The sequence below is a fragment of the Bacillus sp. RSS_NA_20 genome (assembly GCF_020165915.1).
In the GTDB taxonomy this organism is placed as follows: domain Bacteria; phylum Bacillota; class Bacilli; order Bacillales; family Bacillaceae; genus Bacillus; species Bacillus altitudinis.
This window is the reverse complement of record NZ_JAIUKW010000005.1, coordinates 314932-329005: the sequence shown is the minus strand read 5'-3', so window position 1 is coordinate 329005 and position 14074 is coordinate 314932. Positions and strand designations below refer to the sequence as shown.

At 44.2% G+C, this 14074-nt stretch carries 13 protein-coding genes and 1 riboswitch; all 13 genes read right to left on the bottom strand.

Going from position 1 to position 14074, the window contains the following annotated elements; all coding sequences use genetic code 11:
- Positions 1-36 precede the first annotated feature (36 nt).
- Positions 37-1101: an inorganic phosphate transporter gene (locus LCD32_RS07240; RefSeq protein WP_008344915.1), complete on the bottom strand. Its 1065-nt coding sequence runs from the start codon at positions 1099-1101 to the stop codon at positions 37-39.
- 13 nt (positions 1102-1114) lie between these two features.
- Entirely contained in the window at positions 1115-1816 is a 702-nt protein-coding gene (locus LCD32_RS07235) for a phosphoadenylyl-sulfate reductase (RefSeq protein WP_224563359.1), read from the bottom strand.
- A 45-nt stretch (positions 1817-1861) separates the two neighbouring features.
- Positions 1862-2008, bottom strand: coding sequence for a YezD family protein (locus LCD32_RS07230; RefSeq protein ID WP_008344920.1), 147 nt, complete (start codon positions 2006-2008; stop codon positions 1862-1864).
- A 74-nt stretch (positions 2009-2082) separates the two neighbouring features.
- Positions 2083-2185: riboswitch (SAM riboswitch) on the bottom strand.
- Between the two features lie 158 nt (positions 2186-2343).
- Positions 2344-2982 (bottom strand): orotate phosphoribosyltransferase, encoded by a 639-nt coding sequence (gene pyrE / locus LCD32_RS07225; RefSeq protein WP_224563356.1) that lies wholly within the window; start codon positions 2980-2982, stop codon positions 2344-2346.
- Positions 2983-2989: 7 nt separating this feature from the next.
- Positions 2990-3694, bottom strand: a complete 705-nt coding sequence (gene pyrF / locus LCD32_RS07220; protein WP_224563353.1) for an orotidine-5'-phosphate decarboxylase — start codon at positions 3692-3694, stop codon at positions 2990-2992.
- Positions 3666-4598, bottom strand: a complete 933-nt coding sequence (locus LCD32_RS07215; protein WP_017359348.1) for a dihydroorotate dehydrogenase — start codon at positions 4596-4598, stop codon at positions 3666-3668. Before LCD32_RS07215 ends, pyrF begins: the two co-directional genes overlap by 29 nt.
- The gene (locus LCD32_RS07210) at positions 4592-5368 is read right to left on the bottom strand and encodes a dihydroorotate dehydrogenase electron transfer subunit (protein ID WP_224563350.1); all 777 of its coding nucleotides are present in this window, start codon (positions 5366-5368) and stop codon (positions 4592-4594) included. Before LCD32_RS07210 ends, LCD32_RS07215 begins: the two co-directional genes overlap by 7 nt.
- Positions 5365-8580 carry a carbamoyl-phosphate synthase (glutamine-hydrolyzing) large subunit gene (gene carB / locus LCD32_RS07205; RefSeq protein ID WP_039166760.1) on the bottom strand — a complete coding sequence of 1072 codons (3216 nt, stop codon included), beginning with the start codon at positions 8578-8580 and terminating at the stop codon, positions 5365-5367. Before carB ends, LCD32_RS07210 begins: the two co-directional genes overlap by 4 nt.
- Complete coding sequence (locus tag LCD32_RS07200) at positions 8565-9659, bottom strand: carbamoyl phosphate synthase small subunit (protein ID WP_224563347.1); 1095 nt, start codon at positions 9657-9659, stop codon at positions 8565-8567. Before LCD32_RS07200 ends, carB begins: the two co-directional genes overlap by 16 nt.
- Positions 9656-10942: a dihydroorotase gene (locus LCD32_RS07195; RefSeq protein ID WP_224563344.1), complete on the bottom strand. Its 1287-nt coding sequence runs from the start codon at positions 10940-10942 to the stop codon at positions 9656-9658. Before LCD32_RS07195 ends, LCD32_RS07200 begins: the two co-directional genes overlap by 4 nt.
- Positions 10926-11849, bottom strand: a complete 924-nt coding sequence (locus tag LCD32_RS07190; RefSeq protein ID WP_017367206.1) for an aspartate carbamoyltransferase catalytic subunit — start codon at positions 11847-11849, stop codon at positions 10926-10928. The genes LCD32_RS07195 and LCD32_RS07190 overlap by 17 nt, the downstream gene beginning before the upstream one ends.
- A gap of 130 nt (positions 11850-11979) precedes the next feature.
- A complete protein-coding gene (locus LCD32_RS07185) occupies positions 11980-13308 on the bottom strand; it encodes a solute carrier family 23 protein (protein WP_224563340.1) in 1329 nt (442 codons plus the stop codon).
- A 155-nt stretch (positions 13309-13463) separates the two neighbouring features.
- The gene (gene pyrR, locus LCD32_RS07180) at positions 13464-14006 is read right to left on the bottom strand and encodes a bifunctional pyr operon transcriptional regulator/uracil phosphoribosyltransferase PyrR (RefSeq protein ID WP_007499718.1); all 543 of its coding nucleotides are present in this window, start codon (positions 14004-14006) and stop codon (positions 13464-13466) included.
- Positions 14007-14074: the final 68 nt, after the last annotated feature.

Genomic DNA, 14074 nt, shown 5'->3' with positions numbered 1-14074 from the left:
TTCATATTTATTAGATGTTAATAGTCGGATTTATATTTAAATCCCGCCGCCCTGTTCATGAATCGAGCTGCTCTCATTTTTAACTGCCTTCATAAGACTCAGTGCACCTAATGAAGCTAGCAGTACACTCATCATGATAAAGATAGAGTAATAGTCTCCTTTTAAGAAAAGGCTTACCAGCAAATAAGATAGACTAAGTGATAAGAAAGGTGACACAACCCATACCTTCAGCATTTTTTTCACAACATGTTTATGAAAAATGTTCGGTCCACCCTTTGCCATACCTAGCCCAATAATGGACGATGAGGTAATTTGAGTAAGGGGAACAGGGAGTCCGAATATAGAGCTGACGATGACAAGTCCTGCACCGGTGCTCGATAATAGAATGCCTTCACCCGTTTGATAGCGTGTAATTTTCTTTCCGTTTGTTTCTAGTACCCTTCTTCCTAGAAGCAGCGCCCCAATGGCCACAAAGATTCCGCCGTAAAGGGTCCCTTGCCCGACTGATAAAACACCTGACGCGACAAGCGGGCCGACCGCATTGGCGACATTGTTCATGCCGGCTGAAAATGCTTCTAAAAACCCACTGATAATCAAAACAACAGATAAGATCAATGTACCTTTTTTGGATAACGTCCGTTTAGGGAACAATCTGATGATTTTGACAACAGCAAAGGTAAAAACAAAGGCAACAATCGGAATAATCACCCAAAAAGAGACAATGACTAAGATCGATTTCACATACAGCACTTTATATGCGGCTGCCACACCGACCACAGCTCCTACTGTGACCTCACTTGTGGATAAAGGAATGGCCAAGAGATTCGCTATGAAAAGTGATAATGCGGCCGAGCCAATGATGATACACACAATTTCAAGTGTGATGACAGATTCCGGCATAATCCCGGAGCTGATCGTTTTGACGACCTCACCGCCGCCAATCACTGAACCTGCTAATATTCCAACCGCACAAACGCTGAGCGCGTATATTGGCTTTTTGATCGCACCTGAACCATATGCGATGCCCATCGAAGCAGCTGCTCCGCTTGCGCCAATATTTAAAGCAAAGAATAAGCTAAATAAAATTGCGGCGATTTCCATACATTATGCTCCCTTACTCATGTAATCCGCACTCAGTCTTTGCTGTCCCTGACCATCTTCCAGAACGCAAATCATCAGCAGTAAATGCCGGCTGTGTACAAGGTGCACACCCGATGCTTGGATATCCTTGGTCGTGCAGCGGATTATAAGTAAGATCCTCTCTAGACGCATATCTCCATATGTCCTTCCACGTCCAGTGAATGAGCGGACATACTTTGACTGATTGGAATTTTTCATCCTTATTTAAGAAGTTCGTACCTGCTCGTTTAGGCGACTGCTCTCTTCTTAAACCAGACAGCCATGCCGGATAGCCAGATAGTGCCTCTTGCAACGGAATGACCTTTCTCATATGGCAGCAGCTTTGAGGATTCGTTTCCCATAATTTATCACCATGCTGCTCATTCTGCTCTCCCACCGTCAGCTCAGGTGTTTTCAGCACGATGTCTAACCCGGGATATCTTTCCCTAACTGCATCAATGGTGTCGTATGTTTCCTTGAAATGCAGACCTGTATCTAAAAAGACAATTCTTGCATCTTTTTTTACTTTCGCAATAAGATCGATCAGGACAATGCCCTCAATGCCAAAACTGCATGCATAAACGAGCTGATCACCATAGTGGCCGTACGCCCATTTCAGCACAGATAGGGCCCCTTTATACAAATCGTCCTCTTGAAATGTAATGGACGGCTCTTGCCAATTTTCATAAGTTAACATTGTTTCTCCCCTTCCGGAGTACTGCTTCTATTGCTATTCTCCGCACTACTTTAATCTGATTTTTTCATTTTTTTCCACTTGAATCACTTGACCGTCCTGAACGATCAACGTAATTGAACCGAATTTCATATCCCCAATCAGCTCTTGCATATGCTTCACTAAGTCCTCATCCTGGTTTTGTTTCAGTTCCATCTCCTCTTCCTCCTCACCGTTAAAATAAAAAAACTTTCTTTCAGTCCGAAAGAAAGATGAGGAAGCTCACGATTTCCTTATCTTTCAAAATAGAATCATTTTGCAGGAAGTAGCACCTTGCAAATCGCAGGTTGCCGGGCTTCATCGGGCCAGTCCCTCCACCTCTCTGGATAAGAGTTTTAATTTGTATTAAATATTAACACAATTCAAACAAAAGTCAACCCGACTTTATTGATAGGATTAGTTTTTATTTAAATTTGAGTCTATTTTACTATTTTTAACCAAATAAAAAACTGTGCAGTGCAGCACAGCTTTTTTAAAACAAGACAAGCTTTTTAGACCGTTTCTTCCATCCAAGATTCAGACGAAGGATCCTGTCTCCAGCGTTTTAGTTTATTCATAGCAGAAGGCTCGATTGCTTTTAGCTCAAGTGCCACTTCTGTCAGTGTGTCATAGTCTGTCAGCGTGACATAGGGAATGTTTTTCTCTTGAAAAGCCGCAGCTGCTTTTGGCAGTCCATAAGTGAAGATCGCAACAACTCCGAGTACGTCACAGCCTTCTTCTTCTAAAGCAGCCACAACTTCAAGAACGCTGCCTCCAGTTGAGATGAGGTCTTCTACGACAACCACTTTTTGGCCAGGTGATACGGCTCCTTCAATTTGATTTCCTTTTCCGTGTGCTTTTGGTTTACTTCTTACATAACACATCGGTACGTTCAGACGATCAGCTGCTAATGCCGCATGAGGAATGCCAGCTGTAGCTGTACCTGCGACAACTTCCGCTCCTTCAAAATGAGTGAGAATCAAGTCTTTTAAACCTTCCGCAATGTCTCCTCTGACCTCAGGATAAGACAAGGTGAGGCGATTGTCACAGTAAATCGGTGATTTGATACTGCTCGCCCATGTAAATGGTTCGTCTGGTTTTAAAGAGACAGCTTTGATTTGTAATAAATGCTTCGCGATTTTCGTTTTCATCCGGCAGTCACTCCCACTCTTTCAAAATTTGTTGATAAGCTTCCACTGGGTTTGTGGCTTTTGTGATCGATCTTCCCACAACAATCTGTGAAACACCCTGTTCTTTGGCAAAGGCAGGTGTCGCCACACGCTTTTGGTCATCCGTTTGATCATTTGGTAAGCGAATTCCTGGCGTCACAGTGAGAAAGGAAGGAGAGATTTGTTCATGAAGCTGTTTTGATTCATGAACAGAGCACACCACACCATCAAGTCCACTTTCATATGCCAATTGTCCATAATGAAGCACCGCCTCTTGCAATGGGCGGTCAATTAGTAATTCTTTTTTCATCATATCTTCTGACGTGCTTGTCAGCTGGGTCACTGCAATAATAGCCGGGCGATTTTGCCCGGCAGGGGTTCCGCTTTCAAGCCCCTCTACGGCCGCCTGCATCATTCTTTTCCCGCCGGCTGCATGCACATTCACCAAATCAACACCAAGTGCAGCAAGCCTGTTCATCGCTTTTTGCACAGTTGTTGGAATGTCATGAAGCTTCAGATCAAGGAAAATACGGCAATTTTTTTCTTTCAGTACGTCAATAATGGCAGGACCTTCTTGGTAAAACAGCTCCATGCCGACCTTTACGAATAATGGAGTGCCTTCAAAACGATCTATAAAGGCGTGCGCCTCCTGTCCTGATGGAAAATCAAGCGCGATGATGGGCAAGTGCTTCATGTTTCCAGCTCCTTCCGATGCATTCCTCTACAGATGAATACCCATAAGCCGCTAATACATTCGGCAGTTCATCAATGATTTCCGGGCAAATAAATGGGTTCACAAAATTGGCTGTCCCAACAGCTACCGCACTTGCGCCAGCTAGTAAAAATTCAAGTACATCTTCAGCGCTTTGCACCCCGCCCATCCCAATAATCGGAATAGAAACGGCCTGACTGACCTCATGCACCATTCGGATGGCAACAGGTTTTACAGCAGGACCTGATAATCCACCTGTTTTATTGGCAAGAATGGGTTTGCCTGTCTTTAAATCTAAACGCATTCCAATCAAGGTATTGATCATGGTGAGTCCATCCGCTCCAGCCGATTCAATCGCTTTAGCAATCTCAACGATATTGGCTACATTAGGTGACAGTTTCACATAAACAGGAACGGAGGAAACTTCCTTAACGGCTTTTGTCAATGTAGCCGCCATTTCTGGATCGGTCCCAAAGGCAATTCCGCCTGTTTTCACATTCGGACACGAGATATTCAGTTCAAGGGCGTGAACATTGCTTGCTTGACTAATTTGCTTTGCTACTTCAACATAATCATCAACTTGTGATCCAGCAACATTGGCAATAATAGGGGTATCGAACTGCTCAAGCCAAGGTAATTCATGTTCAAGCACGCCTTTTAGACCTGGATTTTGGAGACCAATCGCATTCAGCATACCGGCTCCTGTCTCAGCTACCCTCGGTGTCGGGTTGCCAAATCTCGGTTCAAGGGTCGTGGCTTTAATCATGATGCCGCCCAGCAAGGAAAGGTCATATAATGATGCGAATTCTTTTCCAAATCCAAAACAGCCTGATGCAGGAATGATTGGATTTTTTAAAGATAAGCCGGGTAATTCGATGTTTAGCATGATAGCGCCACCTCCTCCGCTTTAAAAACAGGTCCATCCAGACAAACTTTAACATACGGTTTCTCGTGCTGATCGGTATGACAGACACAAGCAAAGCATGCACCGATTCCGCAGCCCATTCGTTCTTCCATTGAAATATAGACAGGCTTATCGGGATAAGAGTCTTTTAGTGCTTTTAACATAGGTGTCGGTCCACAGGAAAGCAAGACATCAAAGTCCAGCTCATTCTCTTCAATGACATTTGTCACGAAACCTTTCGAACCATATGTCCCATCAACGGTTGCGATAAACGTATCTCCGAGTGCTTGAAACTTCTCCTCATAAAATACATCCTTTTTCGATTGAAAACCGAGAACATGTTTTACGATGACGCCTTTTTCCGTTAACCGCTTAGACAGTTCATATAACGGAGGCACACCGATTCCTCCACCGACTAATAATGCGGTCTGTCCGGCCTGAACGACTGAAGGGTCATAGCCGTTTCCAAGCGGACCTAACACATCGACTGACTCTCCCGCCCGCTTTTGGGAAAGAAGCTTTGTGCCCTCTCCCTCTGCGCGGTAAATGATGGTTGCTTCTTGCTTTTCGGCATGAATGTTGGCAATACTGATCGGTCTTCTCAGCAGCGGTGTCATGGATTCACTGACCTTTATATGAAGAAACTGTCCAGCTGTTTGAAAGGATTCAACAAGATCACCCTTTAATGTCATTTCGTAAATATGATCAGCGATCTCTCGGTTCGAGACGACCGTCAAGTATGCTTTTTTCATATCGTTACTGTCACCTCAGCATTCGTTTTCACTTCTGGCATTTCATCTGCTCTAAATGTCATGCTCTCTAGCACTCTTAAAATTGCTTCCGCTGTATCTAGTGACGTTAAGCAAGCGACACCATTTTCAACAGATTCACGTCTAATTCTAAAGCCGTCTCTTGCTGGCTGTTTTCCTTTTGTTAAGGTGTTGATGACAAATTGGGCTTCACCATTTCGAATGACATCCAGCAGATTCTTTCCTTCTTCTCCTATTTTGCCGACAACACTTGATGGAATGGAAGCTTGTTTTAAGTAATTCGCTGTTCCTTCTGTTGCTAAAATATGATAGCCGATGGAATGGAATCTTCTTGCAATCTCAAGTCCTTCTTCTTTATCTTTATCAGCCACTGTCAGGAGAACCGTTCCGTCTTTTGGAATTTGAATGCCTGATGCAATCAATCCTTTGTAGAGGGCTTTTTCGATTGTGACATCTTTCCCCATGACTTCACCTGTTGATTTCATTTCAGGCCCTAGTGTAATATCTACTCTTCTTAGTTTTGCAAAAGAGAAGACTGGAACTTTCACATATACGCCTTCTTGCTCAACATGAAGCCCTTCTTGGTAGCCATAGTTTTTCAGTTTTTCTCCTAAAATAACCTTTGTAGCTAAGTTCGCCATTGGAATGCCTGTAATTTTACTTAAGAATGGGACAGTCCGGCTTGAACGCGGATTCACTTCAAGTACATACACTTCACCTTTTGATAGAACAAATTGAATGTTCAAAAGCCCAATGATGTTAAGGCCTTTTGCGAGTTTAATCGTGTATTCTGCGATTTTCGCTTTGATGTCCTCAGACAAAGTTTGCGGCGGGTAGACCGCAATGGAGTCTCCAGAGTGAACGCCGGCTCTTTCAATGTGTTCCATAATGCCTGGTATGACAACCGTTTCTCCGTCAGACACAGCATCTACTTCAATTTCTTTTCCTGTCAAATACTTGTCAATGAGCACTGGATGCTGCGGATTGACTTTCACCGCATTCTCCATGTAGTGAAGGAGCTCAGCTTCTTGATACACAATTTCCATTGCACGGCCGCCTAATACATAGGAAGGACGGACAAGCACGGGGTAACCGATTTGATTCGCAATCGCTACTGCCTCTGGCACAGACGTTGCTGTCTTACCATTTGGCTGCGGCACGCCGAGTGTTTCTAATGTTTGTTCAAACTTGTCACGGTTTTCCGCACGGTCAAGGTCTTCAAGCGAAGTTCCAAGAATCTTAACCCCTCTATTTGATAATTCATCTGCTAAGTTAATCGCTGTTTGTCCGCCAAACTGAACAACGACACCTTCTGGTTGTTCAAGGTCGATGATGTGCATCACATCTTCTACAGTGAGTGGTTCAAAGTAGAGCTTATCTGAAATACTAAAGTCTGTTGAGACGGTTTCAGGGTTGTTGTTAATAATAATGGCTTCATAGCCTGCTTGTTTGATTGCCCACACTGAATGAACGGTCGCATAATCGAATTCAACCCCTTGTCCGATTCTGATTGGACCTGAACCTAGCACGATGACACTTTTCTTATCTGTTCGTTCGGATTCATTTTCATCTTCATATGTGCTGTAGAAATACGGTGTTTCTGATTCAAATTCTGCCGCACATGTGTCCACCATCTTATACACAGGAACGATGCCTGCTTCTGTTCTTAGGTTATAGACATCTGCCTCATTCATATTCCATTCGCGGCTAATATAAATATCTGAGAAACCTTTTTCTTTCGCTTCTTTTAAAACGTCTACATTGCCTTTGTTTTCTTTTAGTGTCTTTTCAAAAGCGATGATGCCTTCCAGTTTATGAAGGAAGAAGTAATCAATTTTCGAGAATTCATGAATCTGTTCGACGGTATAGCCTCTTCTTAGCGCCTCAGCGATATAAAACAGACGTTCATCTCCTGCTTTGATAATCCGCTTTTCAAGCACTTCGTTTGTAATGTCCGCTTCGTCTTTTAATTCAATGTGATGCACATCCGCTTCAAGTGAACGAACAGCCTTTAAAAGAGACTCTTCTAATGTGCGGCCAATTGCCATGACTTCACCCGTTGCTTTCATTTGTGTTCCAAGTCGTCTGTTAGCAGATTCAAACTTATCAAACGGCCAGCGCGGGATTTTTGAAACGATATAGTCGAGTGCTGGTTCGAACGCTGCATATGTTTTACCTGTGACTGGGTTCATCATTTCATCAAGTGTTAGGCCGACTGCGATTTTCGCTGCAAGTTTTGCAATTGGATATCCAGTTGCTTTAGACGCAAGAGCAGAAGAACGGCTCACGCGCGGGTTTACTTCGATAATATAGTATTGGAAGCTGTCTGGATCAATCGCCAGCTGTACGTTACATCCGCCTTCAATGCCAAGTGCACGGATCAGCTTGAGTGACACATTACGAAGCAGCTGATATTCACGATCACTTAGCGTTTGACTTGGTGCCACAACGATACTGTCACCTGTGTGGATGCCGACAGGATCAAAGTTTTCCATGTTACAAACCACAATGGCATGATCTCCGCTGTCACGCATGACCTCATATTCAATTTCTTTAAAACCTGCGATACTTTTTTCAAGCAAACATTGTGTCACCGGACTTAACTTCAGTCCATTCTCGACGATTTCTTTTAATTCTTGCTCATTTGTACAAATTCCGCCGCCTGTGCCGCCTAGTGTATAGGCTGGTCTAACAATGACCGGGAAACCGATTTGATCTGTGAATGCCATCGCTTCTTCAAGGTTATGGATGATTTCACTTTCTGGTACAGGTTCATTTAATTCATTCATTAGATTACGGAATAAATCTCTGTCCTCTGCTTTTTGAATAGCTGACAGCTTTGTGCCTAGTACTTCAACACCGCATTCAGCGAGTACACCAAGATCTGATAATTCAACAGCAAGGTTCAATCCAGTTTGTCCGCCAAGTGTTGGCAGAATCGCATCAGGACGTTCTTTTCGAATGATTCGTGTTAAAAATTCTGGTGTCAGTGGTTCGATGTATACCTTATCGGCCATTTCTGTATCCGTCATGATCGTCGCCGGGTTAGAGTTCACAAGAACGACTTCATAGCCCTCTTCTTTTAGCGCTAAGCAAGCCTGTGTGCCTGCATAGTCAAACTCCGCTGCCTGACCGATGATGATTGGACCTGAACCGATCACTAAAATCTTTTTGATATCTACGCGTTTTGGCATACTTCTTCCCCTTCTTTCTCAGTTGTATGAATCATGTTCATGAACTCGTCAAATAAGTAGTTCGCATCTTCTGGACCCGGTGATGCTTCTGGGTGATACTGGACAGTGAATGCTGGTGCTTCTTTATGTTTTAATCCTTCAATGGTATTGTCATTTAGCGCAATATGTGTGACTTCAAGCACGTCTTCATTAATGGCGCTAACCGTGTAGCCATGGTTTTGAGACGTCAAGGTTACCTTGCCAGTTGCTAGTTCTTTGACTGGATGATTGGATCCTCTATGCCCAAATTTCATTTTTTCTGTACTTGCGCCGCACGCAAGCGCGAATAACTGGTGTCCTAGGCAGATACCAAAGAGTGGTACCTTTCCAATCAGCTGCTGAATCATTTCAACTGCTTCTGGTACATCGACTGGGTCTCCAGGTCCGTTTGAAAGCATGATGCCATCTGGTTTTAACTGTAATACTTCATCTGCCGTGATATTGTATGGCACCACAATGACATCACAATCTCGCTTATTGAGCTCGCGCAAAATGCCGTGCTTCATGCCGAAATCGACAAGCACAATTCTTTTGCCTCTTCCTGGGCTTGGATACGCATTTTTCACAGATACTTGGCTTACTTGATCTGTTGGTAGCTGCATCGTTTGAAGGCGGCTTACAACGTCTTCTACTTGTTCATCCGGTCCTGCAAAAGCTCCTCTTAATGTACCTGCACTTCGGATCATGCGCGTGAGCTTGCGTGTATCAATGCCGCTAAGACCCGGGATATTTTTCATTTTTAAATACTCATCAAGTGAGTATGAAGAGCGCCAGTTTGAAGGCTTTTCACAAAGCTCTTTCACGATCAGCCCTTTCACAAACGGTGTGATCGATTCAAAATCATCACGGTTAATGCCGTAGTTGCCGATCAGCGGGTAAGTGAGTGTGACAATTTGTCCGCAGTACGACGGGTCAGACAAAATCTCTTGATAGCCTGTCATCCCTGTGTTAAAGACGACTTCTCCGACTGACGGTTCTAAGCTGCCAAAGCCTGTTCCTTCGAATACTGTTCCGTTTTCTAGCACTAAGCGTCTCTTCATTTTACTAGTCTCCCCTCTTCATAAACGACTTTCCCAGATGCAAGTGTCATGACCGGCCATCCTGATACAGTCAATTTGTCAAACGGTGTATTTTGTCCTTTAGATAAGAAGCTTTTTTTGTCAATTGCCATTTCTTTGTTTAAATCAATCAGTGTGATATCAGCGATTTGACCTTCTTCCAGCTTTCCGTATGGAAGAGCAAAGGCTTCTGCTGGTTTGATGGTCATATAATCAACAAGTTCTTTTAATGTCCATTCCCCTGTTTTCACAAAACGTGTGTACAGAAGCGGGAACGCTGTTTCAAGTCCGACAATCCCAAAAGGTGCCCTCTGCATCGTTTCGTTCTTTTCTTCTTCTGTATGCGGTGCATGGTCTGTGGCGATAAAATCAATCGTGCCATCTAAAAGCCCCTCGATCAGTGCCTCGCGATCTTCTGCTCCTCTGAGTGGCGGATTCATTTTATAGTTTGTGTCAAGACCTGGGATGTCTTCATCACATAAGAGCAGGTGATGTGGCGAGACCTCAGCCGTCACACGAATGCCTGCTTTTTTTGCATCGCGTACCACTCGGACGGATTCCTTTGTGCTGATATGGCATACATGATAATGACAATTCGCTGCTTCTGCTAAGAGGACATCTCTTGCAATATGCACCGATTCACAAATTGACGGTATCCCGTTTAACCCATTTGCTTTTGAAAAGTCTCCTTCATGAACGCATCCTCCATAAATGAGTGAGTTATCTTCACAGTGCGCCACTATGGCTTGATCAAGGCTTGCTGCCTTTTTCATTGCTTCGTACATCATGCCTGCGGTTTGAATACCTACACCGTCATCCGTAAAGGCAAAAGCGCCCGCTTCTTTTAACGATGCAAAGTCTGTCATCTCTTCGCCAATTTGTCTCGTCGTGATGGAAGCGTATGGAAGAACTCTTACAGATGAGGTCTCTTTGATTCGATTCATCAGCCACTCCATTTGTTCTTTTGTATCTGGAACTGGTCGTGTATTCGGCATTGCTGCAATGGTCGTATACCCGCCTCTTGCTGCTGCCTTAGAACCTGTTTCAATGGTTTCTTTTTTCTCGCCGCCTGGCTCTCTTAAATGCACATGCAGATCAATCAAACCTGGTGATACAAATAGCCCTGCTGCATCAATGACTTCTTCTCCGTCTTCTCTTTCTAAGTGACCCATTGCTTGAATCACTTTTCCTTCTACCCTAATATCCTGCTGCACTCTTTCCCCAGTACTTGTTAAGATAAAACCGTTTTTAATGAGATATGACATAGACAGAATCTCTCCCTTTTTGATGTAGTCTGCTATTTTGAAAAGCCCTTTTTAACACAGCCATTCGGATATACACACCATTTTCCATTTGTTTGAAAATCCTTGACTGTTTTGACTCTACTAATGAATCATCTATTTCAACACCTCTATTTACTGGTGCTGGATGCATAATAATCGCTCTTTCTTTCATTTTGCTTGCCCTGTCTACTGTTAATCCATAAGTCGATAAGTAACCCTCGTTGCCCATCTTTTCTGAGTGTCTTTCATGCTGAATTCTCAGCAGCATCACCACGTCAGACCGCTTCATGGCTTCGTCCACCTCGACATACGTTCCATGAGGATTTTGTTCATCTTGGAAGGAAGCTGGTCCTGAAAAGAGCACTGTCGCTCCTAGTCTTGCGAGGACTTCAGCATTGGATCTTGCCACCCTGCTATGTTTGATATCACCATGAATCGAGATGGTTAAGCCTTCAAAACCGCCAAACTCTTCGAAGATCGTCATCAAATCCAGCAATGATTGGGTAGGGTGCTGACCGCAGCCATCTCCAGCATTAATGATTGGAATCCCGACCTTCCCAATCAGCTCTTTGTAATATTCGTCGGTACTGTCTCTGATGACACATGCCTTGACTCCGATGGATTCAAGTGTTTTCACTGTATCGTAAAGGGTCTCTCCCTTTTGAACAGAGGTACTTGCTGCGTCTAGGTTCAGCACATTCATTCCAAGTTTCTTCTCTGCCACCTCAAAGCTAAAACGCGTTCTTGTACTTGGTTCAAAGAAGAGGTTCGCTACAAATTCACCTGCTAAACCATGTTCCTGTTTCCCTTTTTTCAATGCACATGCTTCTTCAATCAGCTGTAAAATCTCTTCCTTTGATAAGCTGCTCATTGTCGATAAATCATTCATTTTTTCTGCCCCCTCTAGTTTTTCATCACTTTCAGGTTCAAAAAAACCCTAAGCCTCGGCAGCTTAGGGTTCTCCAAAAGAAGCAGGGGTGCTTTCGCACGTTCTGCTCCGTTTAGAACCCTTGTCAGCCTCACTGGACTTCTTTTAAAAGGTTTTCGGTATTCGATTCATTTGACTCATCATCTTCTGCCTTCTGATGCGGCAGAATCATGTTTAACAGGACGCCAGTAATTGCAGCGAGTGCCATTCCTGACAGCTTCAGATTGATTTGTTTCACCTCAATAAATGCCCCGCCAATTCCAATGACTAAGATAACTGATGCGATAATGAGATTGCGCTTTTCTTCAAAATTCACTTTATGATCAATCAGTATTCGCAGTCCGCTTGAAGCAATGATTCCAAAGAGCAGGAACGAAACGCCTCCCATAACCGCGGACGGTACTGTACTGATTAATGCTGAAATTTTCCCAACAAAGCCGAAGCAGATTGCAAACACCGCTGCTCCGCCGATGACGAAAATACTGAACACTTTTGTGATGGCAAGGACGCCAATGTTTTCTCCATAAGTCGTTGTTGGAGGTCCACCAATGAGTGACGCAAAGATCGTCGCCGCACTGTCTCCTAAAATGGAGCGGTGAAGACCTGGTTTTTTAATAAAATCCTGCCCGACCACCTTGCTTAACACAACTTGATGGCCGATGTGCTCAGACATGGTCACAAAGGCAACCGGCACCATCACTGTGAGAATGCTTAAGGTCACAGCGGGTGTATAGTCGACAAATGGTACAACAAAGTCTGGAACAGCAAACCATTTTGCAGCAATGACCGGCTGGAAGTTCACAATGCCTTGTGTTAAGGCAAAGAGGTAGCCGCTGATAATGCCGATTAAGACTGGAATCAAGCTAAGGAATCCTCTTAGGAAAATCATACTAATAATGGTGACAGCGAGTGTGAAGCCTGCAACCATTAAGTGCTTCAGGCTGTAAACAAGCTCCTTTGCATTCGGATCCACGTACATCGCCATGTTAACAGCTGTTCCAGCGAGTCCGAGTCCGATGACCATAATGACGGGTCCTACAACGACAGGCGGCAGAAGCTTCATTAGCCAGCCTGTGCCGAGCCATTTGATAAATAATGCGATGAGTGCATATGCCACACCCGCCATAAAGGCACCTACCATTGCGGCTCCAGGGCCGCCGGTGGCTTTTACATTCAAGATAGGGGCGATAAAGGCAAAGGACGATCCAAGATACGCCGGAATTTGCCCTCTTGTGATGATTAAGTACACAATGGTTCCAACCCCGCTTGAGATGAGCGCAACGGCTGGGCTCATATCAATGATCTTTGGTACAAGAATGGTTGCACCAAACATGGCAAACAAGTGCTGCAGGCTGAGTGACAGCCATGTGAACGGTTTTGGGATATCTCGAATGCCTAAATTGGCTTTTTGCTGACTCATGATTTTCCTCCTAGATGTGTCCTTTTTCATTAAAAAAGCCTCTTTGCGAGTATGCGCAAAGAGGCCTAGAAAAACCGTACACGTCACTTTAGCCGTGTGCTCGGTGTCTCTGTTATTGCCCTCTTTGCAAACTCTCTGGAATGCATTTAAAAAGGTTATTTTTCATATATAGCGACAAGGTCGTTTTGATCTACTTCATTGAGCTGAACCATGACTGTCTCTGCTTTTGATGTCGGGATGTTTTTTCCGATATAATCTGCCCGAATCGGCAGCTCCCGGTGTCCCCGGTCGACTAGAACAGCCAGCTGAATGGAAGATGGTCTTCCTACATCTACAAGCGCATCCATTGCTGCTCTCACCGTTCTGCCTGTGAACAGAACATCATCCACGACAATAAGTGTTTTGTCATTAATGTCAGCTGGAATGTCTGCACCCTTGACAAGCGGGTCTTGGTTCTCTGTCTTTTTTGTCAGGTCATCACGGTATAGCGTAATATCAAGTTCACCCACAGTCACTGGGTTTCCTTCAATTTGCTCGATGCGCTCTGCAAGGCGCTTTGCAAGATGAATACCTCTTGTCTTGATCCCGGCTAGGATGACATCCTTCATCCCTTTGTTGCGCTCAATCATTTCATGTGCAATACGGGTAAGCGCTCGTCTTATCGCTTGTTCATCAAGAATGACTGCTTTTTGTTCCATCTTTTACACCTCTTTTTGACAAATAAAAAGCCCCTTCTGCAAAGGGCAGAGAGGGGCGCTCATTTGTG